Source organism: Streptomyces sp. NPDC034099, assembly GCF_055575415.1.
This window is the reverse complement of the sequence record NZ_JBVISR010000003.1, coordinates 240,842-267,585: the sequence shown is the minus strand read 5'-3', so window position 1 is coordinate 267,585 and position 26,744 is coordinate 240,842. Positions and strand designations below refer to the sequence as shown.

Below are 26,744 nucleotides of genomic sequence, written 5' to 3'. Positions count from 1 at the left end.
ACCGCATGGCCGCCGTCCTGTCCGTTTCCGGAAGCCCCTCCCCCACCTCACGCACCGCACGCCTGCTGCGCCACCTGGACGACCGGCTGCGGCTGCACGGCCACGACGTCACGCCGCTGGAGGTGCGCACCCTGCCCGCACAGGCCCTGCTGGGCGCCGACTTCCGGCACCCGGCGATCACCGACGCCGCCGCCCTGTTCGAGCGGGCGGACGGGGTGGTGATCGGGACCCCGGTGTACAAGGCCGCCTACTCGGGGCTGCTCAAGTCGTTGCTCGACCTGCTCCCGCAGTACGCCCTGGCCGGCAAGACGGTGTTCCCGCTGGCCACCGGCGGCAGCACCGCCCATGTCCTGGCCATCGACTACGCGTTGCGTCCCGTGCTCAGCTCGATGGGCGCGCTGCACATCGTTCCCGGCTGGTTCACGCTGGACAAGGACATCACCGTCGACGACGCCGGAGCGACGGTCGTCGCACCCGCCGCAGCCGACGCCCTGGCCCAGGTCACGGACCAGTTCTCGACGGCCCTCGGCGGGCGCGGCGCCGCACTCGCCTCGACGGGGTGAGCACCGTGGGGAGGCGGCGGACAATCCCGTCGCGGGCCGCCCGCACCGACTGCTAGCGTCCGGACCGTGCGTTGATCTGCCGTGCGGTGGCCCAGGCCGCCGCGGACGGAGTGACCGCCCTCGTGTCGATGGGACTTCGAGGGCGGCTCGGCATGTTCCCCGTCAGGCAGTCCGGAGGTCCGCACGTGTCCGCACAGCACCCGATGTCCTACGAGGCGTTCGTCGCCCGTGCCGCCGACGACCCCGACGTCGTCGGTCTCGTCCTCAAGGGGTCGCACGCCCACGAGGGCATGGCCACCCGGTACTCCGACCACGACCTGTACGTCGTGATCGCCGACGGGGCGGTGAGCGGCCTGTCCGCCCTCGACGGCTTCCGCTCCGCCCGCCTTGACCTGGTCGTGGTGACGGTGGCGGAGTTCGACCGGCTCGGCGGCTGGGAACGCTACGCGATCGCCCGCGCCCGGGTCCTGCTCGACCGCCTCGGCGGGCGCCTCACGAGGATGGTGGCCGCCAAAGGGCGGCTCGGCGCCGCGCAGGCCTCGCGAACGGCGGCCGCCCGGCTCGACGCCTACGCCAACTCCCACTACCGGTCGCTCAAGAACGCGCGGGACGGGCATCCGCTCGCCGCGCGGCTCGACGCGGCGGACAGCGTCGGCTTCCTGCTGGAGCTGCTGTTCGCCCTCGACCGCCGTCCGCGCCCCTACAACAAGTACCTGGCGTGGGAACTGGACCGGTTCCCCCTCCCGGGATGGGACACGCGCGAGCTGCTGGCGACGCTCGGAAGGATCACCGGGGCCGGTGACGTGGGCGCGCAGCGGGATCTGTTCGGCCGGGTCGAGGCCGTGGCGCGCGCGGCGGGACACGCGGCGACGCTGGACGCCTGGGGCGACGACCTCGGGCTGATGCGCCCCGCTGCGCCGCCCCAGGCGCGCTCGGCGACGACGGACGACGACAGTGACTGACATCGCGTGTTACTGTCGATGACAGCGGCTGCCATCGACAATTCCGGCCGCCTCGCGCCCGCCGCTCGCGCCCGCACCCGGCGGGACCGGCAGTCGCCATGCACGGACATATCTGGAGGAAGCTCATGCGTGTTTTCGTCACCGGCGCATCCGGCTGGATCGGCTCGGCCGTCGTTCCCGAGCTCATCGGGGCGGGCCACCAGGTCGCGGGACTCGCCCGTTCGGACGCCTCGGCCGAGGCGCTCACCGCGGCCGGGGCCCAAGTGGTCCGCGGCACCCTCGACGACCTCGACGTCCTGCGGAGGGCAGCCGCCGACTCGGACGGGGTGGTGCACCTGGCCTTCAAGCACGACATCGCGTTCTCGGGGGACTTCAAGGGCGCCGGAGAAGCCGACCGGCGGGCCGTCGAGGTGATCGGCGAGGCGCTCGCGGGCTCCGACCGGCCGTTCACGATCGCGTCCGGGACCCCCGTCATTCCCGGCCACGTGGCGACCGAACGCGACGGCCACGACGCGGACCCGGCCGCGGCCGCCCGCGGCGACGCCCAGCACGTGCGGGCCGTGACCGCCGAACTGACCCTGTCCCTCGCGGCCCGCGGTGTCCGCTCGTCGGTGGTGCGGCTGGCGCCCACCAACCACGGCGAGGGGGACAACGGGTTCGTCCCGGCCCTCATCGCCATCGCCCGGGAGAAGGGCGTCTCGGGCTACATCGCGGACGGCTCCAACCGCTGGTCGGCCGCGCACCGTCTCGACTCCGCGCGGCTGTTCCGCCTGGCGCTGGAGAAGGCACCCGCGGGCTCGACACTGCACGCCGTCGCGGAGGAGGGCCTGCCCGTACGGGAGATCGCCGAGGTGATCGGCCGGCAGCTGGACCTGCCGGCCGTGTCGGTCCCGGCCGCCGAAGCGGGCGCCCACTTCACCTGGCTGGCGGGACCGTTCGCGGCCAACCGCGCGGCCTCCAGCGCCCTCACCCGCGAGCTACTGGGGTGGGAGCCCGTCCAGCCCGGGCTCGTCGAGGACCTGGAGCAGGGCCACTACTTCAAGTAGCCCGGTCCGGGCCTCAGACCAGTTCGGGCTGCGGTTCCGCGGGGCGCGGCGGTTCCGGCTGCCGCGCCGGCGTGACCTTCACGTCCCACAGCCTGGTGGTCCGCGCGTAGCCGAGGATCACGGAGGCCATCGCGAGGACGAGCAGCGGCCCGGCCGCCCACGGGTGCTCGGCCATCTCCACCGGCAGGAACCGGTACGACACCAGCAGCACGGCGAACACCGTCGTGCCGTGGGCCACCAGCCGGGCGGCCGCGCGGTCCCAGCCCCTCGCGAACGCGCGCATCGCGGCGTCGACCGTGAGCGCGAACACCACACCGGCGATGAGGTCGGCGCCGTAGTGGTAGCCGAAGCCGAGGGTCGCGGTGAGGGTGGCGACCAGCCAGAAGGCGCCCGCGAACCGCATGGCCCGGGACCCCCTGCGGGAGTGGAGGAACAGCGTCGTGGCCCACGCCGTGTGCAGGCTGGGCATGCAGTTGCGCGGAGTGATGTCGTCGAACGGGATCGCGTGCGGGGCGCCGCCCGGCGGCAGGGTGTCCGGCCACAGGTTGGCCACCGCCCACTGGCCGCCGTCGGCGCCGTAGGCGAAGACCGGCCCGACGACCGGGAAGACCATGTAGACGGCTGGCCCGAGCAGACCGATGACGAGGAAGGTGCGCACGAGGTGGTGGCTCGGGAAACGGCGCTCGACCGCCACGTGGCGCAGTTGGTACAGCCCGACCAGGGCCGCCGCCAGGGGCAGCTGGCCGTAGACGAGGTGGAGCACGTGGCCGCCGACCGGTTCGGTGGCTTCGACGAACCGGCCGACCAGCCACGAGGGGTTGCCCAGCGCCTGGTCGGCGGTGGCCACGTACGGGTCGAGCACCGCCTTGCGGGTCTCCGAGGTGATGAGCAGCCAGGTGTCGCCCGTCTTGTGCCCGGCCACCAGGAGCAGCCCCAGCCCCACGCCCTTGAGCAGCAGGGCACGCTCGCCGCCCCTGCGGCGCGTCACGGCGACGACCGCACAGCCCAGGACCACCCACAGCGCGCCGTTGCCGAAGTTCATGTCGGCGCCGACCGCCCAGCGCACCAGCCAGAAGACGAGGTCGATGCCGATCGCGGCACCGGCCGCGACCAGGCGCTGCCGCCAGGTGAGCACCACCATCGTCAGGGCGAGGCCGGCGTACAGCAGGGGCCCCGAGTCGGGGGCGAAGACGACCTCCCGCGCCTGCTCGGTGATCGGGCCCCGCACGCCGTAGTGGCGCGCGGCGAATTCCAGCGCGACGAGGAAACCGAGGGTCACCACACCCGCAGCGGTCCACAGCACGGCCCGCGGCCGGCGCGACGCGGCGAACAGGGAGCCGAGGTCCCTTCGCGAGGATATTCGTGTGGGTGTGGTTTTCAATTGTTGCGCCCGTTTGCTAGGGGTCGGACAAATGGCTCGCTCGTACGTATCGTCACGAGTTCGAACATGCTAACGGCACCACTGCGCCGACCCCCGGCCGCGGTCAGGCCGTGTGCTGGTACGCCGGGTAGGTCAGGTAGCCCGCGTCACCGCCCTGGTAGTACGTGGCCTCGTCCACCGGAGCGACGGGAAGGCCCGTGCGCAGGCGCTCGACCAGGTCGGGGTTGGCGATGAAGCCGCGGCCGAAGCTGATCAGCTCCGCTCCGAGCCCGAGCCAGTGGTCGGCGTCCTCGCGCCCGGTCTGCTTGGGGCCCATCGGGAGCACCGGGTTCATGACGAGCGTGCCCGGCCACAGGCGGCGCAGCGCGACCAGCAGGTCCTCGTCGGCGGTGGCCTCGATGTGGACGTAGGCGATCCCCAGGCGCGACAGCTCGGTGAGCAGCTCGGTGTAGAGGTCGAGCACGTCGGTCTCCTCGACGCCCCAGAACGTCCCCGCCGGGGAGAGGCGGATGCCGGTCCGGGCGGCGCCGACGGCCTCGACGGTCGCGGACACGGCCTCCACCGCGAAGCGGATCCGGTTGGCCACCGGGCCTCCGTAGCGGTCGGTGCGCAGGTTCGCGTTCGAGGAGAGGAACTGCGAGATGAGGTAGCCGTTGGCGCCGTGCAGCTCGACCCCGTCGAAGCCGGCGTCGACGGCGCGGCGGGCGGCGAGGGCGTAGGACCGCGCGTGCTCGGGCACTTCGGCGGTCTCCAGGGCGCGGGGGGCCGGTGCGGGCTGCGGCCCGGTCGGGGTGAACACGTCCCCGACGGCGGCCACGGCCGAGGGTCCTACCGGCCGCATGCCCGTGGTGTCGGGGTGCGAGACCCGGCCGCCGTGCATGATCTGGGCGAAGATCCGTCCGCCGTTGGCGTGCACGGCGGCGGTGACGGGGCGCCACGCGGCGACCTGTTCGTCGGTGTGCAGTCCCGGCGTCCCGGGGTTGGACTGCCCGACCAGGCTCGGCTGCACCCCCTCGGAGACGATCAGTCCGGCGGTGGCCCGCTGGGCGTAGTACGTGGCCATCGACGGGGTGGCCAGGCCGCCCTCGGCGGCACGCACACGCGACATCGGGGCCATGACCATCCGGTTGGGCAGCGTCAGGTCGCCGAGCCGGTAACTGTCGAAGAGGGACGTCATGTCAGGACTCCTTGGTCGTCCGCGGGCCCGGATCTCGGGCACGACGGCTACGCTAGAACCTGACACTGACGTCAGAGGCAAGTAAGTGTGCCGCGGATCACAGCAGGGAGCAGGGCATGCGCATCGGGGAAGTGGCGTCGCGGGCGGGGGTCAGCGTCCGGTCGGTGCGCTACTACGAGGACCAGGGGCTGGTGGCCAGCACGCGCAGCGCCGGGGGCCAGCGCCGGTACACGGAGCACGAGGTCGAGCGGGTCAGGTTCCTCCAGCGGCTGTACGCCGCGGGCCTCTCCAGTCGCACCATCGCCGAACTGCTGCCCTGCGTGGACGCGCCCAGCGCGGACCACTCCGACGCCGCGCTGGAGCGCATGGCACAGGAGCGGGACCGGCTGACCGAGCACATCGCCGACCTCGTCCGCACCAGGGACGCGCTCAGCGCCCTGATGACCGCGGCCCGCGAGTACCGGGATGCCGAGTTTGCCTAATCATGTTAGGCAAGCTCATAATCTTCCCCGGCTGCCGGGTGAGCGATACGGAGGACGGGTGTGGCTCGCGTAGGACTGACGACCGAGGGTGTGATCAGGGCCGGGGCCGAGACGGCCGACGAGATCGGCTTCGAGAGCACCACTCCGACGGAGCTGGCCCGGCGGTTCGGCGTCCGGACGGCGAGCCTGTACTCGCACGTGCGCAATGCCCACGACCTCAAGACCGGGATCGCGCTGTTCGCCCTGGAGGAACTGGCCGACCGGGCCTCCGAGGCGGTGGCCGGCCGGGCCGGCAAGGACGCGCTGACCGCGTTCGCGAACGTCTACCGCGACTACGCCCTGGAGCACCCGGGCCGCTTCGCCGCCACGCAGTTCCCCCTCGACGCGGACGCGGCGGCCTCCAGCGCCGGGGTGCGGCACGCCCAGATGTCACGGGCGATCCTGCGCGGGTACCGCCTGGCGGAACCGCACCAGACCCATGCCGTGCGGCTGTTGGGCAGCGTCTTCAGCGGCTACGTCAATCTGGAGGCCGCGGGAGGGTTCAGCCACAGCGCCCCCGACTCGCAGGAGAGCTGGACGGAGATCCTCAACGCGCTGGACGCCCTGCTGCGGACCTGGCCGACCACGTCCTGACCTGCGGCCCCGGGCACCGGGGCGGTTCCCCCCGGGTCAGGTCCGCGCGGCGGTGAGGGAGAGGGCGTACAGGGCCGTCGAGGTGAAGTCGTCCGCCGGTTCCACCGTCTGCCAGGCCCGCACGTCGTCGACGTATCCGGCGCCGCGACCGTCGAACCGGGACCAGGGCCCGCCGTCGGGGGCGAAGGAGCAGGGGCGTCCCCCGTCGAAGGTGTCCGGCTCCTTCAGCAGGTCCGCGTCGTTGGGCCCGTTGACGACGGCGCCGCGCAGGATGTCGCCCCGGCCGGTGCGGCTCATGGCCAGGTTGGCGACCTGGTGCTGGAGGCAGTGCGGGTAGAGGTCGCCCGCGCCCACCATGAAGCTGGTGCCCCAGGCGTTCGCCCCGAAGACCCAGGCCCGTTGCCGCGCGGCGAAGTCGTCGTACCGGTGGTCGCCGGTGACGCGGGCGTACAGTTCGGCGGTCGCGAGCAGACCGAAGGTGTGGGGCACCGCGTCGAAGTCACTGGGTATGACGCCCGACCGGAAGGGGTCCCCGGCCGCGCGCTTCCTCCCCGTCTCCACCTGCCGCCTCAGTTCCGCCTCGAGTGCGGTCGCGAGGCCCGCGTCGGGGTCCGCCGAGGTGAGCACGTCGGCGTGGGCGAGGGCGCTGACGTCGGCGGGGCCGAGGGCGCCGCCGTCCTCCTCGCGCAGGGCCGCGCGGGCCCAGGTGGCCGCCTCGTCGCTCCACCGGGAGCCGCGTGTGTCGCCCAGGGCGTCCGCGCCGCGGGAGAGTTCGGCGGCCGCCCATTCCATGTCGTCGCGCCAGGAGTGCTCCTGGTAGTAGTCCGCGGGCGTGGTGGTGACCAGGGCCCTCTCGTCGGGCCGGGTGTCCGCGAGCGCGTAGACGGCGGCCGCCTTGTCCAGCCACTCGCGGGCCTGTGCCGGGTGGTCCCCGGCCTCGGTCTGCGCGGCGAGGGCGAAGGCCGCGCTCACCCGGCCCGCGAGGTTGGGGCTGATGGGCTCCCCGGGTTCGTTGGCGCGGAAGACGGGCCGGTACTTGATCAGGTAGTCCGGGTCCCCGGGGCGCACGGTGAGCCGGTCGTCCTCCTCCGGCAGCCGCCACACGTCGTGGTCGCCGCGGACCCCCTTGCCGCCGGACCCGAGCCCCACCTGCGCGTAGAGCGTGCCCGACTCCCCGTCCCACATCCGGTCCAGCCAGCGCAGGCCGTGCCGTGCCTCCTCGCGCAGCCCGGGCACCGACGGGGTGTCGCGGACGGTGCTCAGCATCTGGGCGACCACGTAGGACGTCGTGTGCGTGAACTTCAGGAAGTCACCGGCGTCGAACCACCCGCCCGAGACGTCCACGGGACCGCCGGCCTCGGTCGGTTCCGGACCGGCGGTCGTGCCGTCGGCCGTCTTCCCGGCGGCGGCCGAGCCGGTGCGGACCGGCTCGTAGACGCGGGCCCGCTCGTCGGTCAGGTGCGAGGGCACCCGCCCGGTCGCATCGGCCAGTACGTCCTCACCGTCCCGCTGGGTGCCGAAGAAGCGCACGGTGTCCGCGCGCAGCGGGTCCAGCAACTGCCGGGCCGGTGCCACCCGGAAGCGGACCTCCCGGCCCCCGCCCGCACCGACCAGGCGCAGTCGGTAGGTGCCGGTGCGGTGCAGGGCCGAGAGGTCGATCGTGCGCACGGCGGTGTACGTGCCGTTCCAGCCGCCGAGGGAGGGGCCGAGTCCGCCGTGCTCGGCGGTGTCGCCGCGCTCGTCCAGGACCTCGAACCCGGCGTCGGCCAGCGTGTCCCGGTCCCCCATGACATAGGCGAACTTCTTCTCGCCGGACGCGTACCCGACCTGGTTGACACGGATGGCCGCCGGCTCCTCGTCCCGGCCCCCGGAGCACGCGGTGAGGCAGCAGGCCGCCAGGACGGAAGCGGTCACGGCCGACAGGGTGCGGGCCGACGGCGAGGGGAAGCGGTTCATGGCGGACAGTCTGGTCGATGGCACCACCGTGGCGCGGGCCGAGGTGCTGGTCGGGGGCGCGACGACGAAGCGGACGTTTGTGCGGATAGGCTCTGATCCGCCAGCCCGCCAGGACCGCCAGGACCGCCAGGACCGCCACAGGAGGAGTCGGCCATGGGCCCACAGGACCCGCAGGAGGCACCGGCCGCACCGGACACCGCCGAGCGGCTCCGGGCGATCGGCGACGAGTTGTCGGACCGTTTCTACGAGCGGGCCGACGTCGTCCGGACGCTGCTGGTGACGCTGCTGGCCGGTCAGCACTCGCTGGTGCTCGGTCCGCCGGGAACGGCCAAGTCCGAGTTGGCCCGGGAGCTGACCGGCCGGATCGTGGGCGCGTCCTACTGGGAGATCCTGCTGTCCAAGTTCACCGCGCCGACGCGGATGTTCGGGCCCATCGACGTGGCCGCGCTGGCGCGCGGGGAGTACCGCCAGGTCTACGAAGGGCGCGCCACCACCGCGCACGTCGCGTTCATCGACGAGATCTTCAAGTGTTCCACGGCGGCGCTGAACGAGACGCTGGGCTATCTCAACGAGCGGATCTACCACCCCGAGAGCGGCGGCGAGCCCGTCCGCTGCCCCCTCATCGGCGCGATCACGGCGAGCAACGAACTGCCCGACGGCGAGGACTCGGCCGCGATCTACGACCGGCTGCTGGTGCGGATCGAGGTCAAGTACCTGGAGGACCCCTCGAACTTCGCCGCTCTGGTCCGCTCCGCCGTCAGCCGTCCGGCCGCGCCGAAGCGGACCACCGTGGACCTGGCCGCGCTGCGGCACGCCGTGGCCGAGGCCGTGCCCGCCGTGGAGGTGACCGACGGGATCGTGGACGCGGTGTGCACGCTGCGGGCCGCGCTGCGCCGCAAGGAGCTGATCGCCTCCGACCGCCGCTGGCGGCAGGCGGTGGGCCTGCTCCAGGCGTCCGCGTACCTCGACGGGCGCCCCTCGGTCGCCGAGAGCGATCTGTCGGTCCTGACCCACGTGCTGTGGAACTCCCCCGCCGAACGCCCGACCGTCGAGCGTGAGGTGCTGCACCTGGTCAACCCGGACGCCAAGGAGGCCCTCGACCTCGCCGACACCATCGAGGAGCTGGAGACCCAGCTCGACGCGATGGCCGGGCAGTCCCGCGAGGCGCTCAGCGAGTGGGTCATCAAGAAGGCCCACAACCAGCTGGCCATGGCGGGCAAGCGGCTGGAGAGACTGCGCGAGGAGGCGGTGGGCGCGGGCCGCTCCACCAGCGCCATCGACCGGGTCACCGGACGCCAGCGCGCCGTACGCGCCCGGGTGCTCACCGAGGCCCTCGGCGTGGACGCCAGCACCGTGCAGGTCCAGCTCTGAGCACGGGTCGGGACGGCACCGTGGACGAGGGCACGGATGTGGGCGCGGGCGGGGCGGCGAGCCGGCTCGGCGTACTGACGGACCTGGCCGGGGTGCGGCCGGCCCGGTCGGCCGCCGCCACCGTACGGCACACCGGGGCCGTGGCCGCCGACCGTTTCGACCGCGTTACCTGGCGCGACACCTGCGAACAGTCGGCCGCGCTGCGCGAGTTGGCCGGAGAGCTGGGCGAGCGCCACCCGCACACCGCCGACCTCCTCACCGACGTCTTCCTGGCCGCGTACAAAGCCGCTCCGCGCCTGCGCGAGCCGCGCGAGATGGCGCCCTCCCGGCTGGTCAACCACCGCATCGTCACCGCGCTCCTGGAGTCGCCGGACTTCGCCGAGCTGCACCGGGAGACGGTCGGCGACCCGTACGCCGCCGCCATGGCCGTACTCGCCCAGGGCACCGCGCTGCGCCGGATGCTGGACGACTCCCGGCCCGCCCGGGAAAGGGACGAGCGGGCGGAGCGCGCCCGGCGGGAGGCCGGGGCCGCGGCGGACGCCGTGGCCGAAGCGCTCCGGAACGCCGCCGAGGGGGCCGACGAGGACGGCACGGTGCCGGGACCGGCGGCCGACGCCGTACGCCGCGCGGTCCAGGACGCGGAGGCCGCCGCGGACCGGGCCGCGGCCGACGCCGAAGGGTCGCTCGCGGTGGCCGTGCCCGGCATCCGTGCCGCGGCCGGCGGTGCGGTGGCGAAGTCGGCGTCGGCCGCACGGCAGGAGGCCGCGCTGATGCGGGCCTGGGGCGTCGGTTCCGGCGAGCTGGAGCGGATGTCCTTCGACGAGCGGGCCCGGCTGGCCGAGCGGCTGCGCACCGGCCGGCTCGCCGAGTGGGCCGAACTGATCGGCCGTTTCCGGCAGATGGCCGACGGGGAACGGGCTCGCAAGGTGGAGAACGCCACCGGCGAGCTGATCGGGGTCACGCTCGGCGACGACCTCTCCCGGGTCATCCCGTCCGAACTGGCGCATCTCGGACTGCCCGGACTGCGCGCGGTGTTCGCCGCGCGCTACGCCGCCGGGGAGCTGATGCTCTACGACAGTCAGGGCGAGCAGGCCACCGGCCGGGGCGCCGTCATCGCGTGCGTGGACACCTCGCACTCCATGTACGAGGCGGGGCCCGGCGGCATCACCCGGGAGGCGTGGGCGAAGGCGTGCGCTCTGGCGCTGCTGGACCAGGCCCGCCACGCGGGGCGTGACTTCGTCGGCATCGTGTTCTCCGCCGCCGACCAGCTCCGCGTCTTCCGCTTCCCGGCCGGACGGCCCGCGGACCTCGCCCGCACCCTCGACTTCGCGGAGACCTTCGTCGGCGGCGGCACCAGCTACCAGCGGCCCCTTTCGGCGGCGGGCGAACTGCTCGAGGAGGAGTTCAACGACGCCGCCCGCACCCGGGGCGACATCGTCATGCTCACCGACGACGACTGCGGCGTCACCGAGGCGTGGATGCGGGACTGGAACGAGGCCAAGCGCCGGCTGGGCTTCCGGGTCTTCGGCGTGGGCATCGGCGCCCCGCGCGTCGCGGCGGCCGGCTCGGTCCTCGCGGCGCTGTGCGACAACCTCCGTTCCGTCGAGGACTTCACCGACGTCCACGCCGCCGCGGACCTGTTCCGCGTGATCTGACCCGGCCGCCCCACGCCGGGCGGTCACGGCTTGCGGGCGACCGCCCCGTACATCGCGATGTCCTCGTCCCGGATGCCCTGTTCACCGGTGCCGTCCGGGCGCCACTTGTGGACCTGGACGATGCCCGGCCCGGTCAGCTCCAGCCCCTCGAAGAACTCGTGGGCCTCGTCGAGGGTCCGCAGCCGCATCGGCATGTCGCGGGCCGCGTACTCGCGTGCGACCCGGCCCACCTCCTCGGGGGCGAACTCGGCGGTGCCGATGGTCATCGCCAGGTAGCTGCCGGCGGGCAGGGGTTCCAGGAGGCGGCGGACGATGCCGACCGCGTCGTCCTCGTCCAGGACGAAGTGGACGATCGCGATCACGGTGAGCGCGACGGGCTCGGCCAGGTCCAGTGTCCTGCGGAACTCGTCGGATTCGAGGACGGCTTCCGGGTCCTGGAAGTCCGCCTCGATGTAGGTGGTGCGGCCCTCGGGCGTGCTGGACAGCAGCCCCTGGGACAGGGTGAGGACGATCGGGTCGTTGTCCACGTAGACGACCCGTGACGCGGGCGCCACCGACTGGGCGATCTCGTGCAGGTTGGGCGAGGTGGGGATGCCGGTGCCGATGTCGAGGAACTGGCGGATGCCCGCCTCCTCGGCCAGCCATCGCACCGCGCGGTTCATCCAGTCCCGGTTGGCGCGCATGTGGACGGGCAGCGCGGGCCATTCCCGGGCCATCGCGTCACCCGCCTCCCGGTCGGCGGGGTAGTAGTCCTTCCCGCCCAGGATGTAGTCGTAGATCCGTGCCGAGTGCGCGTGCTCGGTGTCGATTCGGTCGGCCGGCCATCCGCTGTCGGACATCGTTCGCCTTTCTCCAGGGGATTGTGCGGTACGAGGGGGAGTCCTCACAGCTCCTTGCGCAGCGCGCCGAGGAGTTCCTCGGTGCCCCGGGCGGGCACCGCCTGGGCGCCCAGGCGGTCCAGGGCCTCGCGGTAGACCACGACGTCGTCGCCCTTGTCCAGGTAGACGGCGCCCACGAGCCCGCCGAGGTAGACGATGTCGGGGAGTTCGGGGGCCCGGAACCGGAAGAGGTCGAAGGCGCCGGCGCGCAGGGCGGGGTGCGGGCCCCCGGCGAACGGCATGATCTGGAGTGTCACGTGGGGCAGCCGGCCCACCTCGATCAGATGGTCCACCTGCTGCCGCATCACCTCGGTGCCGCCGACGGGCCAGCGCAGGACCGTTTCGTCCATCACGACCCACAGGCGGGGCGGGGAGGGGCGGGTGAGGATCTCCTGGCGCCGCATGCGCAGCGCCACCCGCCGTTCGGTGTCCACGGCGGGGGCGTGCGGGTTGCCCGCGCTCAGCAGGGCCCGCGCGTAGTCGGGGGTCTGCAGCAGTCCGTGCACGAACCCGGCCTCGTAGGCGCGGATGTGCAGGGCGGCCTGTTCCAGGCTCAGGTACGCCGCGAACCAGTCCGGCATGACGTCGCGGTAGGTGTGCCACCAGCCGCGTTTGTTCGCCTCGCGCGCCGACTTCAGGAAGGTGTCGATCTCCTGCTGGTCGCGGACACCGTAGATCTGGAGCAGCTTCTCCACGTCCGGGAGGCGCAGTCGGGCCACCTTCGCCGCCTCGAGCCGGCGGATCGTGGAGTGGCTCACCCCGATCGCCTCACCGGCCTGCTCGAACGTGAGACCGGCGCGGGTGCGCAGCTCCTCCAGCTGTCTGCCGAGAATCATCCGCAGCACGGAGGGGGCACCGCCCCAGTCGGTCTCCGCGGTCACACCATCTCCCCTTCGCCGTCCCGCGCCCGGGCCCGGACACGCCAGTCTGTCACGGGCGTCGTCCCGCCGCAGGAGCATGCCTCCAGGCAGCTGCAATTTTCAACTTGCCGGTTGCGCACCGTTGTTGGCGGATGACAGAGTGGTCCCACCGCCCCCTGCCCTTCCCGACCCGCGTTTCTCGACCGACGACCAGGACCGTCCTTGGCGACCCGTCCCCCACCCCCACCGGACGGTCTCGCATGACAACGTTCTCCTGACGTCCGTCGCGGCCAAAGGACCCACCCCCCATGGACCTGCAGCACACCCGTGATCCACGTCCGTCCGCGGCCACCGTCCGTGACCGCTCGTGTTCGTCCGGTACCGCCCGCCCACCCCGGCGGCGCCGCCCGGGACCGGCTCCGCTCAGCCTTCCCGTCGGGCTCCACGCCGGCCTGGGGCACGACGCCGTGGGTACCTCCGCGTCCCACGGCGAACGCATTCTGGCCCGCCTTCCCCGTGCGGGTTGCGTGTTCGCCGACGAGGGGCGCTGGTGGTGGATCGTCCCCTCCGGGTCCGACATCGGAGTCGCGTGGCCCGCCGGCGCCCACTACATCGTCGGCGACCCGTCCTGGACCCGGGCTCGGCCGGACGCACGGGCGGCCGGTCCGCGCCTGATCCACGGCCCCGACGGCGACTCGCCCTACACCGCGCCCATCCCCTTGTACTTCCTCGTCTGCCGTCTCGCCGGTGTGGCGCCGCGCTGGTCCCTGGCACCCTGAACGGACCGCACCGCCGGCCGGTCCGACGGCGCTACTCGAAGAACTTGAGGCTCCATCCGGTGTCGCTGGTGGGACCGGGCACGTTGGCCCGGCTGTAGGTGGTCCCGCCCCACCAGCAGAAGGTGCCGGTGTACCAGTAGCGGTTCTCCCACGCGTACGGCGTCCCCTTGGCGACCGCGTGGAACATCAGCGGGAACCTGGGGCCGGCGGGCGGGCTGGTGGCGATGTCGCCGTCGAGCAGGACGAAGCTATGGTGGCCCGGCCCGTCGACGTACAGGGTGGGGTCCCAGCCGGTCATCATCGTCGCGCGGTGGGACCCGAAGAGGCAGCCGTTGGACTTGTACCAGTCCCACACGTACGTGGGGTCGCCGCCGGACCGCAGCCTCAGGTCGGCCAGGCAGTACTGGTCGCTCCAGCTGCCGTTGGCGGAGTAGGCGATGTGCAGCTGCCCGTTGGGGTCCTTGACCGGCTCGGGGCCCTCGTTGATGTACGGGTCGCCCACCACCCGCTCCCAGCTCTCGCGCGGCTGCGAGATGACGTACCGCGCGCCGGTCGGCGCGGTCGGGCTGCTCATCCGCGCGAGGTAGAGGTTCTGTTCGACGTTGGTGTCTGCGGCCCAGCCCGACCAGACGAACCACCGCTGCCCCTCGAAGGTGAACAGGGTGCCGTCGATGGCCCACTTGTCGTCCGGCAGGGCCAGCTTCGTCTCGGCCGTGTATCCGCTGTCGGCGACGGCGGAGCTGATCACGTACATCCGGTGGGCCGCTCCGCGGCCGGCCGAGAAGTAGATGTAGTAGCGGCCGCCGTCCCGCACGATCTCGGGGGCCCACACCTCGCCCCGGTCGCGAGTGTCCGACCAGACCTGCCGGGCGGGCGCCGCCGCCAACGCGGCCGTGGACGCGGCCTGGCGTACGGCGATGCCGCCCCCGGTCGACTGCACCGAGACGTAGGTCCCGCCGACCCGGATCACGCTCGGGTCGGCGGCCCGCAGACCGGTCCGGTCGGCCCGCGCGGGCCCCGCGGAGGACACCAGCAGCAGGAAGGCGACGAGGACGCCGGACAGCAGGGCGGCGACGGCACCGCGGAGGCGGCGGGAGGGCTTTCCGGTCCCGCTCGGTGGGCTTCCGGTCAGGGTCGGCATGTCCCTCCGCTTCCACGGGCCGCGATGTACATCGATGGAAGTAGGCAGCGGATCCAGGATCGTAATGGACGGCGAACATGTCAATGACCGCACCGCAACACCCCCTGCACGCACGGCATCCGGAGGCCCCGGCCTCCCTCCGCTTCACCTTCCGAACCTGGAGGGCCTTCTTCCGATTGATCTCGTTCAACTAGTTGACATGGACAGGGAAGGACTACAACCCTGCAAGTCCCCCCACACCAAGGAGGACCGTGTGCTTTCCCCACGCAAGCTGACGGCGTCCCTGGCCGTCGCGGCGTCGATCGGCGCCGTCGCCGTCGTCGTCGGGCCGGCCGAACCGGCTTCGGCGGTACCGGACAGCATCCCGCTCACCCTGAAGAACGACTCGGGCAACGCCGAGCAGGTCTACGTCTACGTCATCGGCACCGAACTCGCTTCCGGGAAGCAGGGGTACGCCGACGAGAGCGGCGCCTTCCACGCCTGGCCGACCGGTGGCGCCCCGCCGGTCCCCGCCCCCGACGCCTCGTTCGAGGGGCCCGCAAACGGCGGGTCAAAGACCGTTCAGCTTCCGAAGTTCTCGGGCCGGGTCTATTTCTCGTACGGCAAGAAGCTCGACTTCCGGCTCGCCGAGGGCGGCCTCGTGCAGCCCGCAGTCCAGAACGCCGCCGACCCCAACCACGACACGCTGTTCAACTGGACCGAGTACACGCTCAACGACTCCGGGCTGTGGCTCAACTCCACCCAGGTGGACATGTTCTCGGCGCCCTACTCCGTCGGTCTGACGGCGGGCGACGGCTCCACGAAGCAGACGGGTTCGCTGAAGCCCGGCGGGTACAAGGCGGTCGCCGACGGCCTGACCCAGCAGGGCGGCGGCTGGGAGGGGCTGGTCCAGACGCGGAGCGACGGTTCGCCGCTGCGCGTCCTGGCCCCCGGGCACGGCATCGGCTCCGGTGACCTGCCCGCCGACGTGATGGACGACTACATCGACCGTGTCTGGAGCAAGTACGCCACCGACACGCTGACGGTGACGCCGTTCAAGGAGCAGCCGGACACGAAGTTCTACGGCAAGGTCAACGGCGACAGGATGGACTTCACCGACGGCGGCGGCGCGGTGGTGACCTCCTTCGAGAAGCCGGACTCCGACTCGGTCTTCGGCTGCTACAACAAGCTCGACGCCCCCAACGACCAGGTGCGCGGCCCCATCTCGCGGACCCTGTGCGCCGCGTACAACCGCTCCACGCTGCTCACCAACGCCGAGCAGCCCGACGCCGACGCCTCCGGCTTCTACCAGGACGACGTCACCAACCACTACGCCCGCCTCGTCCACGCGCAGATGCGGGACGGACAGGCGTACGCCTTCGCCTTCGACGACGTCGGCAACCACGAGTCGCTGGTGCACGACGGCGACCCCAAGGACGCGGCGATCACGCTGGAGTCCTTCGACTGACCGGGCCGGCCCCACCCGCGCCCGAACCGACGCACCACCTTCCCCCCACCCCCGTGCCCGCTCCCCTCCCGTGGGAGCGGGCCCACGAAAGGGAGAGACATGGCCTCCCCACGACTGCTCCGCGGTTGCCTCCTCGCCACCCTGTCCGCCACCCTCGTCGCGGCCGCCGCGGTGACCCCCGCCCAGGCGGAGCACCGGCCGGAGTCCGCCGCGGCGGTGACGTTCTCCGACACCTTCGACGGACCCGCCGGATCCGGCGTCGACACCGCCAAGTGGCAGCTCGAGACCGGTGACAACGTCAGCAACCACGAGCGGCAGTACTACACGCCCGGCACCGACAACGCGAAACTCGACGGCCAGGGCAACCTGGTGATCGAGGCCCGCCGCGAGAACCCGGGCAACTACCAGTGCTGGTACGGCACGTGCGAGTACACCTCCGCCCGGCTGAACACCTCCGGCAAGTTCACGGCGACCTACGGTCACGTCGAGGCCCGGATGAAGATCCCGCGCGGGCAGGGCATCTGGCCCGCGTTCTGGATGCTGGGCCAGGACATCGGCGAGGTCGGCTGGCCCAACTCGGGCGAGATCGACGTCATGGAGAACGTCGGCTTCGAGCCGTCCACCGTGCACGGCACCATCCACGGCCCCGGCTACTCCGGCTCCGGCGGCATCGGCGCGGCCTACACGCTGCCGAACGGCGAGGCGTTCGCGGACGCCTTCCACACCTTCGCGGTGGACTGGGCCCCGGACAAGATCACCTGGTCGGTCGACGGCAACGTCTACCAGACCCGTACGCCGGCCGACCTGGGCGGCAAGGACTGGGTCTTCGACAAGCCGTTCTTCCTCATCCTGAACCTCGCGGTCGGCGGCTACTGGCCGGGCGACCCCGACGGTTCGACCACCTTCCCGCAGCAGCTGGTGGTCGACGAGGTGAAGGTGACCACGAGCGACGGCTGACGGCCCCGGGCCGAATCCGGAACCGGAGCGGGCCCCCCCCCCCCCGAGGCGGCGCCCCGCTCCCCGTTCTCCCGTCCGGCCGCGAGTGGCCTCGCGGGGCTCAGGGAGAGGTGGTCCGGGCGACGTCCCCGGCCGGAGCGTCCTCGTCCGGGGCCGCCGGGGGCGGGAAGATCAGGTCTTCGAGCGCGTCCGCGGCGAAGAGGAAGGCCATCATCACGACTGGCAGGAGCAGCGCGAGCAGAATCACAGGACCTCCCGGTGGGTCGGTCTGTGGGCTTCGTGGCCCGGCTTCAAGGATGGACCCGAATGGCGGAACCCGCACGGCGGGAGCGGACGGACCCGAACGCCCGGGACGACGTCCATGCACCCAGGCACGGGCGGCACTACCTCTGGTGATCCTTTGGCCAGTCGTTCACGCATATGCAGAACGAATGTGCGGCGCCACCCCTGCCCAGGGCATGCCGTTGGGTACGCATGGAACCTCCCATCGAGATCAACCACAGCGTCGTCGGGGACTGGACCATCGTGGAGATCCGCGGAGAGGTGGACGTGTACACCGTGCCGACGATCAAGCAGTACATGATCGAGCGGCTCGCGGACGGTCTCCGTCGGTTCGTCGTCGACCTGCGCGGAGTGGCGTTCATCGACTCCATGGGCCTGGGCGTGCTGGTCGGCGCCCTCAAACGGGTCCAGGCGGTGCACGGCGAACTGAAGCTGGTCATCACGGACGCCAGCACCAAGCAGCTCTTCGCCCTGACCGGCCTGCGGCACGTGTTCCCCATCTACGACTCCGTGTACCAGGCGCGACGAACCTCCTAGCCACGAGCGGCGTTCCGGCCACTCGCGCAGGACGGTCCGTGGTGTCCGAAGACCCACTGGCGCGCGGCGAGGCGCCCTTGACGGGCTGCTCGCCCGCCCCCATATTCACCAGCACCCCGTCAACAACTCCCCAGAGGTGACCGTGAGAAGCCTCAGACCCTGGGCTGCCCTCTGCGCAGCCGCCGCCCTCGCCCTTCTCACCACCACGCTCACTCCCTCCCCCACCCCCGCGCTGGCGTCCCCGCCGGCCGGACCGGCCTTCGCCACGCACTCCGCCCGGGCGGCACTCGCCCGGCTGCTGCCACGGCACGTCTCGCAGTTCACCCTGATTCCGGCGCGCCGGCCCGCCTCCGGCGACTGGTTCAGCGTCTCCGGCCGCGCCGGCCACCTCCGGGTCCGGGGAACCAGTCCCGCGGTGATCCTCAGCGGCGTCAACTGGTACCTGAAGTACACGGCCAAGGTGGACATCGGATGGCCCGGGCGCAGCACGGCCAAGCTGCCGCGCACGCTGCCCGCGCCCGAGGGCACCGTCCGCCGGCAGGCCTCGGTGCCGCACCGTTTCGCGCTCAACGACACCGACGACGGCTACTCCGGCGCCTACCGGGACTGGGCCTCCTACGAGAAGCAGATCGATCTCCTCGCCCTGCACGGCGCGAACGAGGTCTTCGTGCAGATGGGCGCGGACGCCGTCTACTACCAGACCCTCCAGGAGTTCGGGTACTCGAAGCAGGAGCTCAGGTCCTGGATCCCGGGTCCGGCGCACCAGCCGTGGTGGCTGATGCAGAACATGTCCGGTTTCGCCGGTCCCGTCTCCGAGCGGCTGATCGAGGACCGCGCCGCACTCGGCCGCAGGATCGCGCACCGCTTGCGCGAGCTGGGCATGACCCCCGTGCTCCCCGGCTACTACGGCACCGTGCCGCCGGGCTTCACGGAACGGAACCCCGGCGGCACGGTCGTCCCGCAGGGCGAGTGGGTCGGCTTCGGGCGGCCCGACTGGCTGGACCCGCGCACCGACGTGTTCCCGAGGGTCGCCGCCTCGTTCTACCGCCATCAGCGTGAGCTGTTCGGCGACTCCACGATGTACAAGATGGACCTGCTGCACGAGGGCGGACGGCCCGGCGACGTCCCCATCGGCAAGGCCGCCCAGGCCGTGATGAAGGCGTTGCAGACCGCGCGTCCCGGTGCCGTCTGGACCCTGCTCGGCTGGCAGAAGAACCCCTCGGCACAGATCATCGACGCCGTCGACAGGAGCAGGCTGCTGATCGTCGACGGCCTGGCCGACCGCTACGACGGCCTCGACCGCGAGACCACCTGGCACGGTGCGCCCTACGCGTTCGGCACCATCCCCAACTTCGGCGGTCACACCACCGTCGGCGCCAACACCGCCGTGTGGGCCGAGCGTTTCGACCGGTGGCGCACCGAACCCGGCAGCGCACTCGCGGGTATCGCCTACCTGCCGGAAGGCACGGGGGGCAATCCGGTCGCCTACGAGCTGTTCACCGAGCTGGCCTGGCGCACGGGCCCGGTGGACCACGCGGCCTGGTTCGCCGCGTACGCGGAACGCCGCTACGGCGGGCCCGATCCGCACGCGGCCCGGGCCTGGGAGCTGCTGCGCACGGGCCCGTACAGCATGCCGTCCGGCACCTGGAGCGAGGCGCAGGACAGCCTCTTCACCGCCCGCCCCCGGCTGACGGCCACCTCGGCGGCCAGCTGGAGCCCCGGCGCGATGCGCTACGACCCGGACACGGTGCGCGAGGCGCTGGCCGAGCTGCTGAAGGTCGCACCGGCCCTGCGGACGACCGACGCCTACCGCTTCGACCTGGTCGACGTCGCCCGTCAGGCGCTGGCCAACCGCAGCCGCTCCCTGCTCCCGGAGATCAAGGCCGCCTACGACGCCGGTGACCTGTCCCGCTTCCGTGCGGGGGCGGCGGAGTGGAAGGGCGACCTCGTCCTGCTGGACCGGCTGCTGGCCACCGACACCCGCTTCCTGCTCGGCCCGTGGCTGGCGGACGCCAGGTCATGGGGCCGTACGGGGGCGGAGCGCGACACCGCCGAGTTCGACGCCCGCTCGATCCTCACCACCTGGGGCCACCGCTCCGGCAGCGACTCGGGCGGCCTGCGGGACTACGCCAACCGGGAGTGGTCCGGGCTGGTCTCCGACTTCTACGCGATGCGCTGGACGACGTACCTCGACTCCCTCGACACCGCGCTGGTCACCGGACGGCCACCGGCCGCCATCGACTGGTTCGCGCTGGAGAACGCCTGGAACCAGCGGCACGACCGCTATCCCGTCGAGCCCTCGGGCGATCCCGTGGCGACGGCCGCCGAGGTGCTCGACGCCCTGTCCGCCGCGGTGCCGTCGGTGCCGGCCGGATCCGGGAGGGCGCGATGAGGCGCGTGAACGGCAGAGCCGCCGGTGTGGTCGTGGCCGTGCTGAGTGGTCTGGCACTGGCGATGACGTCGACGACCGCGCAGGCCGCGACCGGCCCCGACGTCATCGCCCACCGCGGCTCCTCGGGCATGGCACCCGAGAACACCGCCGCCGCCATCGACCTCGCCGTCCGCCAACGCGCCGACTACGTCGAAATCGACGTCCAACGCACCAAGGACGGCCGCCTCGTCAACTTCCACGACTGCACCATGGAACGCACCACCGACATCGAAGACCTCTACCCCGGCCGCCCCCGCTACCGCGTCTCCGACTTCACCTGGAACGAACTCCGCCGCCTCGACGCCGGCTCCTGGTTCCACGACGACTACACAGGCGAACCGATCATCACCCTCGACGACGTCATCCACCACATCCAGCACACCCGCACCGGACTCCTCGCCGAAATCAGCCCCTGCAGCCAGTACGGCACCACCGTCGCCACCGACCTCGCCAACACCCTGCACGCCAAACCCCGCTACGTCCGCACCGCCCTCGCCCACCACCGGCTCGCCGTCCAGTCCTTCCAGACCGACGACGCCCGCACCTTCCACACCGCCCAGCCCGACATCCCCATCGGCATCCTCGACGCCGACCGCCCCACCGACACCGAACTCACCGAACTCAGCCAGTGGGCCGACCAGATCAACCCCCAGCACACCGTCACCGACCAGACACTCGTCGACCGCGTCCACCAACTCGGCATGGACATCAACGTCTGGACCGTCGACGAACCCGGCGCCATCCGCAAAATGGCCGGCCTCGGCGTCGACGGCATCATCACCGACTACCCCCAGACCCTCACCCGGCGGGGGTGACCCGGCTCAGGGACGGGTGGCCCGGTCCAGTTCGATCAGGACCGAGTAGTACGCACGGCCGGTCGCGCGGTCCATGCCGATCTCGCACATGCGGTTGGCGGACAGGTGGGCGTCGTAGGGGCGCGAGGTCACCTCGGCGGCCTCCTTGGCCGTCGCCGAGGCCGTCAGTTCCTTGTGCAGCATGCCGCGGTCGCCGGCGAAGGCACAGCATCCGGCGTCGTCCGGGACGACGACCTCGTCGGCGACCGCGTCGGCGACCGCGCGCAACTGGTCCACGTCGCCCAAGTGCTGCATCGAGCAGGTCGGGTGCAGCACCGCCGAACCGGTCGTCCGGCGGATCGTCAGCCGCGGCAGGAGTTCCTCGGCGGCCCAGACGACGGAGTCGATCACCTCGAGGCGCTCGTGCAGTTCCCGGTTGGCGTGGGTGAGGTGGGGGACGACCTCGTGCCGGATGCCGAGGGTGCAGGACGAGGCGTCGACGACGAGGGGGATCCTGCCACCGTCGGTCCAGGCCCAGGCGGCCTCGACGACGCGGTTGGCCATCACGGTGTTGCCGTCCGCGTAGCCCTTGGAGTGCCAGATCGTGGAGCAGCAGGTGCCCGCGACGTCGTCGGGGATCCACACCGGCCGGCCGGCGCGGGCCGAGACGTCGACCACGGCCTGCTGGAGCGAGGGGGTGCCGTCGCCCTCGGGCCCGGCGAAGATCCGGTTGACGCAGGCCGGGTAGTAGACGGCGCTCGCTCCCGCGCGGGTGGTGGGCGGCGCGGTGCGGGCGGCGGCGCCCGGGATCTCCGGCAGCCACTCGGGCAGCAGATCGGGGCGTACGGCCTTGCGGGCGAGGCCGGTCGCGGCCTCCAGCAGCCGGTCGCTGATCCGGTCCGCCGCGCCGACCGCGAGGCGTGCCGACGCCTCCACCGCTTTGAAGCGCTTCGCGGTGAGGGCGGCGATCCGCTCCTCGCGCGGCGAGTGCCGCCGGTGGCGGAAGTCCTTCATCATGGCGCCGGTGTCGATGCCGACCGGACAGGCGATCGCGCAGGTGGAGTCGCCCGCGCAGGTGTCGACGGCGTCGTAGCCGTAGGAGGCGAGGAGTTGTTCCTCCACGGGTGATCCGTCCGGCTGCCGCAGCATCTCCCTGCGCAGCACGATGCGTTGGCGCGGGGTGGTCGTCAGGTCGTGGCTGGGGCAGGTGGGTTCGCAGAAGCCGCACTCGATGCAGGGGTCGGCGAGCGGCTCGATCCCGGGGATGGTCTTCAGCCCGCGCAGATGGGCCATCGGGTCGCGGTCGAGGACGACCCGGGGCGCCAGGACGCCCTGGGGGTCGATCAGCCGCTTGAGGCGCCACATCAACTCGGTGGCCCGGGGGCCCCATTCCAGCTCCAGGAACGGTGCGATGTTGCGTCCGGTGGCGTGCTCCGCCTTCAGCGACCCGTCGAAACGCTCCACGGTCATCCGGCAGAAGTCGTCCATGAACGCGGCGTACCGGTCGACGTCGGAGGGCTTCGACGCGTCGAAGGCGAGCAGGAAGTGCAGGTTGCCGTGGGCGGCGTGACCGGCGACCGCGGCGTCGAAGCCGTGCTCCGCCTGGAGTCCGAGCAGCTCCTCGCAGGCGTCGGCCAGCCGGGAGGGCGGGACCGCGAAGTCCTCCGTGATCAGAGTGGTGCCCGCCGGGCGGGAGCCGCCGACCGCGGTGACGAAGGCCTTGCGGGCCTTCCAGTAGCCGGAGATCGCCTTGGCGTCGCGGGTGAACTCGTTGGTCACCGAGGCAACCGGCGCGACCAGTTCCAGCCGTTCGACGACCGCGGCCGCCGCCCGCTCGAAGGCCGCCTGCGCCGCCTCGTCGGGTGCCCGGAACTCCACCAGCAGCGCCGCCGTCTCCCGTGGCAGACCCGCCCAGTCGGCCGGTACGCCCCGCACGCTCACCGAGGCGCGCAGCGTGTTGCCGTCCATCAGCTCGACGGCGATCGCCCCGGCCTCGTTGAACAGGGGGACGGCCGCCGCGGCGGCGGTCAGCGAGGGGAAGAAGAGCAGCCCGCTGGAGACCTCGCGGTCCAGCGGCAGGGTGTCGAAGACGACGTCGGAGATGAACCCGAAGGTGCCCTCGGAGCCGACCATGAGCCCGCGCAGGATCTGGACGGGTGTGGTGCCGTCGAGGAAGGCGTCCAGCCGGTAGCCGTTGGTGTTCTTGATCTCGTACTTGGCCCGGATGCGGGCGGTGAGGTCCTCGTCCGCCTCGATCTCCGCCTTGAGCGCGAGCAGCCCCGCGCACAGCTCCGGCTCGGTCCGTGCCAGCGTCTCGTCCGCGTGCGGGTCGGCCGTGTCGACGACGGTGCCGCTCGGCAGCGCGAAGGTCAGTGAGGCCAGCGTGCGGTACGAGTTGCGGGTGGTGCCCGCGGTCATGCCGGAGGCGTTGTTGGCGACGACCCCGCCGACGGTGCAGGCGATGGCGCTGGCCGGGTCGGGCCCCAGGATCCTGCCGTACCGGGCGAGGGTCGCGTTGGCCCGCATCACCGTGGTGCCGGGGCGGATGCGGGCCCGCGCGCCGTCGTCCAGGACCTCGATGCCGGTGAAGTGGCGGCGTACGTCGACGAGGATGTCCTCACCCTGGGCCTGGCCGTTCAGGCTGGTCCCGGCGGCGCGGAAGACGACCTGGCGGCCGTGGTCGCGCGCGTACGCCAGCACCGCGGCCACGTCGTCGACGGTCTCGGGGAGTACGACGGCCTGCGGCACGAACCGGTAGGGGCTGGCGTCGGAGGCGTACTTCACGAGGTCGGAGATCTTCCACAGGACCTTGTCCGGGCCCAGCAGCGCGGTCAGTCCGGCGCGCAGGGGTTCGGGAGTGCCCGCGGCTGCGGCGTCGGGCACCCGGTCGGCGGACGCGGCGCGTGCCGTGCCGGGGCGGAGGCTTTCCGGCTTGGGCTCCAGCAGGGGCATGACGTTCGACTCCCACACGGTCTCGATCGGTGCTGATCAGCGTACGGCTGCCGGGCTCGCCGGCCCAGGCCGGGCCGACGAGCACGAACGGTTCACCCGGGCAGGTCCGGGCCGGGCAGGAGGGCGACCACGTCGATCTCGACGAGGATGTCCATCAGGTCGGACCCGACCGTGGTGCGCACCGGGCAGGGTTCCTCGAAGAACGCGCGGTAGGCCGCGTCGTACGCGGCGAAGTCCCGCCGGAGGTGTTGCAGGTGCGCCGTGACCTTCACGACGTCCCGCGAGGACAGGCCCCGCGCGGCGAGGACCGCCTCCACGTTGCGCAGCACCTGCGCGGTCTGTGCCGCGACGCCCTCCGGTACGGCGCCGGTGGCGGGGTCCTGCGGCCCGAATCCGGCCGTGAAGAGGAACCCGCCCGCCACCACTCCCTGGGAGTAGGCGCCCGCGGGACGGGGGGCGTCGGGCGTGTGCACGGCTCGCTTGCCGGTCGGCTCGCTCATCCGGTCAGGTCACCGTCCCGCTCGTTGACGCCCGCGTAGTGGCGGAGCTTGTCCTCGTCCACGCTCACGCCGAGCCCCGGTCCCGGCGGCACGCGCAGCCGGCCGTTCTCCAGGTGCAGCGGCTCGATGATGTCGTCCGCGTGCAGGTAGTACATGCTGTCGATGGCCCGTGAGAGGACGGGGGTGCTCGACACGACGGCCAGGTGCGCGGCGGTGGCGATGCCGAGTTCGCCGCCGCTGTGCAGGTTCATGCCCAGGCCGAAGGTCTCGCAGTGCGCGGCGAGCGCCTTGGTCGCGGCGATGCCGCCCCACTTGTAGACGTCGCCGTGGATGACGTCGACCGCGTTCAGCCGCATGGCCGGGGCGAAGTCCTCGAAGCGGACCACGCACATGTTGGTGCACAGCGGGATGCGTACCTTGGCCTTCACCTGGGACATCCCCTCGATGCCGACGCAGGGGTCCTCCAGGTACTCCAGGTCCAGTTCCTCCAGGGCGATGCCGGCGCGGACCGAGTCGGGGACGGACCAGGCCGCGTTGGGGTCGACGCGCAGGTTCACGCCGGGCAGCGCCTCGCGGACCGCGCGCAGGACGGCGACGTCGCCCGCGCAGTCCCTGGTGCCCTTGAGCTTGACGGCGTCGAACCCGCCCTCCTCGACGACGCGCACCGCGTGCTCGGCCATGGCCTTGGGCAAGTCCGCCGGGGTCGCGCCCCGCGCGTCGGCGCGGGTGATCAGCGCGGTGATCGGGATCTCGTCGCGGACGGCGCCGCCCAGCAGGTCGGTGACGGACTGGCCGGTGGCCTTGCCCATCGCGTCCCAGCAGGCGACGTCGACGGCGGCGATCGCCGCGTAGCCGAGGTAGCCGTGGAAGAACGGCACCATGTGCTGCTTGCGGTGGAAGCCCTCCAGCGCGAACGGACTGGTGCCGATCAGGTCCGGGACCATCCGGCGGACGATCGCGGCGACCGGCGCGCCCCACATCGTCTCGCCCCAGCCCTCGACGCCCGCGTCGGTGCGCACGCGCACGACGGTGCGGGTCTCCCCGGTCTTGGTCTCGAAGGAACTGGTGAAGGGGTTGACGAGTGGGAGGTTGACGACCCACACGTCGACGTCGGTGATCTGCATTTCTTCTCCTCGCATCATCGGGGTCACCGGCTCGCCGCGTCGAAGGCCCGGATCGCGCGGGCCAGTCCCCGGGCCCGGTCGTCCAGGAGGCGGCGGCCCCGGTCGGCGTCGGCGCCGGAGGCGTCGTCGGTGGAGCCGTCGACCCGCTCCCACTCGCCGTGCCGCTCGACGGTCAGGCCGGGGTGGGGCGGGTGGTCGAACAGCGGAGGCGGTTCGACGGGGGTGCGGGCGGGCACGGGGGTGCGCACCAGTTCCGGGTGGGCCGCCAGCATGAGGGACGTCTCGAACCATCCGGCGTGCCCCGGGGTGACGTCGGGCCGTCCCGCCTCGTCCTCGCCCGCGGTGAGGGTCCAGTACGAGCAGGCGGCGACCGTGACCCGGGCGCGCAGCGCGAACCGCTTCACGGCGAGCCGCATGATCTCGTCGTTGCCGCCGTGGCCGTTGACGACCATGACGCGTCGGTACCCGCTGGTCACGAGCGAGTCGAGGATGTCGTCCAGTACGGCGCCGAGGGTCGCCGCGGAGAGCGAGACGGCCGCCGCGAACAGGTGGTGCGGACTGTGCCCGAAGGGCAGCGCGGGCAGCCGTACGATCTCGGGAGTCGAGGGCGCGGAGGGCGCCGAGGACGCGGCGGCCTCGCGGTCGAGGAGATCCAGCGCCCGGTCCACGACCTCCTCGGCCAGGAGGGTGTCGGTGCCCATCGGCAGGTGCCCGGCGTGCTGCTCCTGCGAGCCGATGGGCAGCAGGGCGATGCCCCGCTCGCCGGCCCGGCGCACCTCCCGCCAGGTCAGTTCGGTCAGTCTCGATTGGCTCACGGTGCTACCTCTCCGAAACGG

General features: G+C 72.3%; 23 protein-coding genes and 1 pseudogene. 13 read left to right on the top strand and 11 right to left on the bottom strand.

The annotated features are described in order from the left end of the window. The first annotated feature begins 5 nt into the window (after nucleotides 1-5). From ssuE to ACZ56V_RS10095, 3 genes are all read left to right on the top strand, one after another. Complete coding sequence (gene ssuE, locus ACZ56V_RS10105) at nucleotides 6-563, top strand: NADPH-dependent FMN reductase (protein WP_467379173.1); 558 nt, start codon at nucleotides 6-8, stop codon at nucleotides 561-563. 185 nt (nucleotides 564-748) lie between these two features. Beyond that, entirely contained in the window at nucleotides 749-1,525 is a 777-nt protein-coding gene (locus ACZ56V_RS10100; protein ID WP_468940843.1) for a hypothetical protein, read from the top strand. Nucleotides 1,526-1,650: 125 nt separating this feature from the next. Beyond that, the gene (locus tag ACZ56V_RS10095; protein ID WP_398909776.1) at nucleotides 1,651-2,571 is read left to right on the top strand and encodes an SDR family oxidoreductase; all 921 of its coding nucleotides are present in this window, start codon (nucleotides 1,651-1,653) and stop codon (nucleotides 2,569-2,571) included. 13 nt (nucleotides 2,572-2,584) lie between these two features. On the opposite strand, the gene ACZ56V_RS10090 is transcribed toward ACZ56V_RS10095, so the two are convergent. Together ACZ56V_RS10090 and ACZ56V_RS10085 are read right to left on the bottom strand one after the other, a co-directional pair. Further along, complete coding sequence (locus ACZ56V_RS10090) at nucleotides 2,585-3,874, bottom strand: phosphatase PAP2 family protein (RefSeq protein ID WP_468940841.1); 1,290 nt, start codon at nucleotides 3,872-3,874, stop codon at nucleotides 2,585-2,587. Nucleotides 3,875-4,055: 181 nt separating this feature from the next. Further along, nucleotides 4,056-5,129, bottom strand: a complete 1,074-nt coding sequence (locus ACZ56V_RS10085) for an alkene reductase (protein WP_468940838.1) — start codon at nucleotides 5,127-5,129, stop codon at nucleotides 4,056-4,058. A 116-nt stretch (nucleotides 5,130-5,245) separates the two neighbouring features. Between ACZ56V_RS10085 and ACZ56V_RS10080 the strand changes: the two genes are divergently transcribed. Beyond that, entirely contained in the window at nucleotides 5,246-5,611 is a 366-nt protein-coding gene (locus ACZ56V_RS10080; protein WP_468940835.1) for a MerR family transcriptional regulator, read from the top strand. Between the two features lie 60 nt (nucleotides 5,612-5,671). Further along, nucleotides 5,672-6,244 (top strand): TetR/AcrR family transcriptional regulator, encoded by a 573-nt coding sequence (locus ACZ56V_RS10075; RefSeq protein WP_468940832.1) that lies wholly within the window; start codon nucleotides 5,672-5,674, stop codon nucleotides 6,242-6,244. A gap of 36 nt (nucleotides 6,245-6,280) precedes the next feature. Here the strand turns inward: ACZ56V_RS10075 and ACZ56V_RS10070 are convergent, their stop codons facing one another. After that, nucleotides 6,281-8,200, bottom strand: a complete 1,920-nt coding sequence (locus ACZ56V_RS10070) for a glycoside hydrolase family 9 protein (protein ID WP_468940830.1) — start codon at nucleotides 8,198-8,200, stop codon at nucleotides 6,281-6,283. Between the two features lie 153 nt (nucleotides 8,201-8,353). On the opposite strand from ACZ56V_RS10070, the gene ACZ56V_RS10065 reads away from it, so the two are divergent. Then, nucleotides 8,354-9,571 (top strand): AAA family ATPase, encoded by a 1,218-nt coding sequence (locus tag ACZ56V_RS10065; protein WP_468940827.1) that lies wholly within the window; start codon nucleotides 8,354-8,356, stop codon nucleotides 9,569-9,571. Between the two features lie 92 nt (nucleotides 9,572-9,663). Next, a complete protein-coding gene (locus ACZ56V_RS10060; RefSeq protein WP_468941617.1) occupies nucleotides 9,664-11,226 on the top strand; it encodes a VWA domain-containing protein in 1,563 nt (520 codons plus the stop codon). A 23-nt stretch (nucleotides 11,227-11,249) separates the two neighbouring features. Here ACZ56V_RS10060 and ACZ56V_RS10055 read toward each other — a convergent pair whose 3' ends face one another. Both ACZ56V_RS10055 and ACZ56V_RS10050 read right to left on the bottom strand, forming a co-directional pair. After that, the gene (locus ACZ56V_RS10055; protein WP_467379166.1) at nucleotides 11,250-12,065 is read right to left on the bottom strand and encodes an SAM-dependent methyltransferase; all 816 of its coding nucleotides are present in this window, start codon (nucleotides 12,063-12,065) and stop codon (nucleotides 11,250-11,252) included. A gap of 44 nt (nucleotides 12,066-12,109) precedes the next feature. Continuing rightward, nucleotides 12,110-12,985 (bottom strand): helix-turn-helix domain-containing protein, encoded by an 876-nt coding sequence (locus tag ACZ56V_RS10050; protein WP_468940825.1) that lies wholly within the window; start codon nucleotides 12,983-12,985, stop codon nucleotides 12,110-12,112. 287 nt (nucleotides 12,986-13,272) lie between these two features. On the opposite strand from ACZ56V_RS10050, the gene ACZ56V_RS10045 reads away from it, so the two are divergent. Further along, nucleotides 13,273-13,743, top strand: coding sequence for a hypothetical protein (locus tag ACZ56V_RS10045; protein ID WP_398909786.1), 471 nt, complete (start codon nucleotides 13,273-13,275; stop codon nucleotides 13,741-13,743). Between the two features lie 31 nt (nucleotides 13,744-13,774). Here the strand turns inward: ACZ56V_RS10045 and ACZ56V_RS10040 are convergent, their stop codons facing one another. Further along, a complete protein-coding gene (locus tag ACZ56V_RS10040) occupies nucleotides 13,775-14,884 on the bottom strand; it encodes a glycoside hydrolase family 43 protein (RefSeq protein WP_468940821.1) in 1,110 nt (369 codons plus the stop codon). 253 nt (nucleotides 14,885-15,137) lie between these two features. On the opposite strand from ACZ56V_RS10040, the gene ACZ56V_RS10035 reads away from it, so the two are divergent. Both ACZ56V_RS10035 and ACZ56V_RS10030 read left to right on the top strand, forming a co-directional pair. Continuing rightward, complete coding sequence (locus tag ACZ56V_RS10035) at nucleotides 15,138-16,331, top strand: glycoside hydrolase family 64 protein (RefSeq protein WP_468940819.1); 1,194 nt, start codon at nucleotides 15,138-15,140, stop codon at nucleotides 16,329-16,331. Between the two features lie 99 nt (nucleotides 16,332-16,430). Further along, nucleotides 16,431-17,285 (top strand): annotated as a pseudogene (locus tag ACZ56V_RS10030) (glycoside hydrolase family 16 protein); the annotation flags it as partial. A 103-nt stretch (nucleotides 17,286-17,388) separates the two neighbouring features. On the opposite strand, the gene ACZ56V_RS10025 reads toward ACZ56V_RS10030, so the two are convergent. Further along, nucleotides 17,389-17,535, bottom strand: a complete 147-nt coding sequence (locus ACZ56V_RS10025) for a hypothetical protein (RefSeq protein ID WP_087811417.1) — start codon at nucleotides 17,533-17,535, stop codon at nucleotides 17,389-17,391. A 227-nt stretch (nucleotides 17,536-17,762) separates the two neighbouring features. Between ACZ56V_RS10025 and ACZ56V_RS10020 the strand changes: the two genes are divergently transcribed. The 3 genes from ACZ56V_RS10020 to ACZ56V_RS10010 all read left to right on the top strand — a co-directional run bounded on the left by ACZ56V_RS10020 (nucleotide 17,763) and on the right by ACZ56V_RS10010 (nucleotide 21,353). Then, the gene (locus tag ACZ56V_RS10020) at nucleotides 17,763-18,107 is read left to right on the top strand and encodes an STAS domain-containing protein (protein WP_398909791.1); all 345 of its coding nucleotides are present in this window, start codon (nucleotides 17,763-17,765) and stop codon (nucleotides 18,105-18,107) included. A 142-nt stretch (nucleotides 18,108-18,249) separates the two neighbouring features. Then, complete coding sequence (locus ACZ56V_RS10015) at nucleotides 18,250-20,499, top strand: alpha-N-acetylglucosaminidase (protein WP_468940814.1); 2,250 nt, start codon at nucleotides 18,250-18,252, stop codon at nucleotides 20,497-20,499. Next, nucleotides 20,496-21,353 carry a glycerophosphodiester phosphodiesterase gene (locus ACZ56V_RS10010; protein ID WP_467379162.1) on the top strand — a complete coding sequence of 286 codons (858 nt, stop codon included), beginning with the start codon at nucleotides 20,496-20,498 and terminating at the stop codon, nucleotides 21,351-21,353. The genes ACZ56V_RS10015 and ACZ56V_RS10010 overlap by 4 nt, the downstream gene beginning before the upstream one ends. A gap of 6 nt (nucleotides 21,354-21,359) precedes the next feature. Here the strand turns inward: ACZ56V_RS10010 and ACZ56V_RS10005 are convergent, their stop codons facing one another. The 4 genes from ACZ56V_RS10005 to ACZ56V_RS09990 all read right to left on the bottom strand — a co-directional run bounded on the left by ACZ56V_RS10005 (nucleotide 21,360) and on the right by ACZ56V_RS09990 (nucleotide 26,723). After that, nucleotides 21,360-24,284, bottom strand: a complete 2,925-nt coding sequence (locus ACZ56V_RS10005; protein ID WP_398909795.1) for an FAD-binding and (Fe-S)-binding domain-containing protein — start codon at nucleotides 24,282-24,284, stop codon at nucleotides 21,360-21,362. Between the two features lie 92 nt (nucleotides 24,285-24,376). Further along, nucleotides 24,377-24,784, bottom strand: a complete 408-nt coding sequence (locus tag ACZ56V_RS10000; RefSeq protein WP_398909797.1) for a RidA family protein — start codon at nucleotides 24,782-24,784, stop codon at nucleotides 24,377-24,379. Beyond that, a complete protein-coding gene (locus ACZ56V_RS09995; RefSeq protein WP_468940810.1) occupies nucleotides 24,781-25,908 on the bottom strand; it encodes a mandelate racemase/muconate lactonizing enzyme family protein in 1,128 nt (375 codons plus the stop codon). Before ACZ56V_RS09995 ends, ACZ56V_RS10000 begins: the two co-directional genes overlap by 4 nt. A 23-nt stretch (nucleotides 25,909-25,931) precedes the next feature. Further along, the gene (locus ACZ56V_RS09990; RefSeq protein WP_398909798.1) at nucleotides 25,932-26,723 is read right to left on the bottom strand and encodes a creatininase family protein; all 792 of its coding nucleotides are present in this window, start codon (nucleotides 26,721-26,723) and stop codon (nucleotides 25,932-25,934) included. Nucleotides 26,724-26,744: the final 21 nt, after the last annotated feature.

What these genes read in the sequence shown, in the direction of transcription:
- ACZ56V_RS10040 (WP_468940821.1), bottom strand. Translation starts at nt 14,884, where the DNA reads ATGCCGACCCTGACCGGAAGCCCACCGAGCGGGACCGGAAAGCCCTCC.
- ACZ56V_RS10005 (WP_398909795.1), bottom strand. Translation starts at nt 24,284, where the DNA reads ATGCCCCTGCTGGAGCCCAAGCCGGAAAGCCTCCGCCCCGGCACGGCA.
- ACZ56V_RS10010 (WP_467379162.1), top strand. Translation starts at nt 20,496, where the DNA reads ATGAGGCGCGTGAACGGCAGAGCCGCCGGTGTGGTCGTGGCCGTGCTG.
- ACZ56V_RS10085 (WP_468940838.1), bottom strand. Translation starts at nt 5,129, where the DNA reads ATGACGTCCCTCTTCGACAGTTACCGGCTCGGCGACCTGACGCTGCCC.
- ACZ56V_RS09995 (WP_468940810.1), bottom strand. Translation starts at nt 25,908, where the DNA reads ATGCAGATCACCGACGTCGACGTGTGGGTCGTCAACCTCCCACTCGTC.
- ACZ56V_RS10000 (WP_398909797.1), bottom strand. Translation starts at nt 24,784, where the DNA reads ATGAGCGAGCCGACCGGCAAGCGAGCCGTGCACACGCCCGACGCCCCC.
- ACZ56V_RS10070 (WP_468940830.1), bottom strand. Translation starts at nt 8,200, where the DNA reads ATGAACCGCTTCCCCTCGCCGTCGGCCCGCACCCTGTCGGCCGTGACC.
- ACZ56V_RS10065 (WP_468940827.1), top strand. Translation starts at nt 8,354, where the DNA reads ATGGGCCCACAGGACCCGCAGGAGGCACCGGCCGCACCGGACACCGCC.
- ACZ56V_RS10020 (WP_398909791.1), top strand. Translation starts at nt 17,763, where the DNA reads ATGGAACCTCCCATCGAGATCAACCACAGCGTCGTCGGGGACTGGACC.
- ACZ56V_RS10045 (WP_398909786.1), top strand. Translation starts at nt 13,273, where the DNA reads ATGGACCTGCAGCACACCCGTGATCCACGTCCGTCCGCGGCCACCGTC.
- ACZ56V_RS10080 (WP_468940835.1), top strand. Translation starts at nt 5,246, where the DNA reads ATGCGCATCGGGGAAGTGGCGTCGCGGGCGGGGGTCAGCGTCCGGTCG.
- ssuE (WP_467379173.1), top strand. Translation starts at nt 6, where the DNA reads ATGGCCGCCGTCCTGTCCGTTTCCGGAAGCCCCTCCCCCACCTCACGC.
- ACZ56V_RS10055 (WP_467379166.1), bottom strand. Translation starts at nt 12,065, where the DNA reads ATGTCCGACAGCGGATGGCCGGCCGACCGAATCGACACCGAGCACGCG.
- ACZ56V_RS10095 (WP_398909776.1), top strand. Translation starts at nt 1,651, where the DNA reads ATGCGTGTTTTCGTCACCGGCGCATCCGGCTGGATCGGCTCGGCCGTC.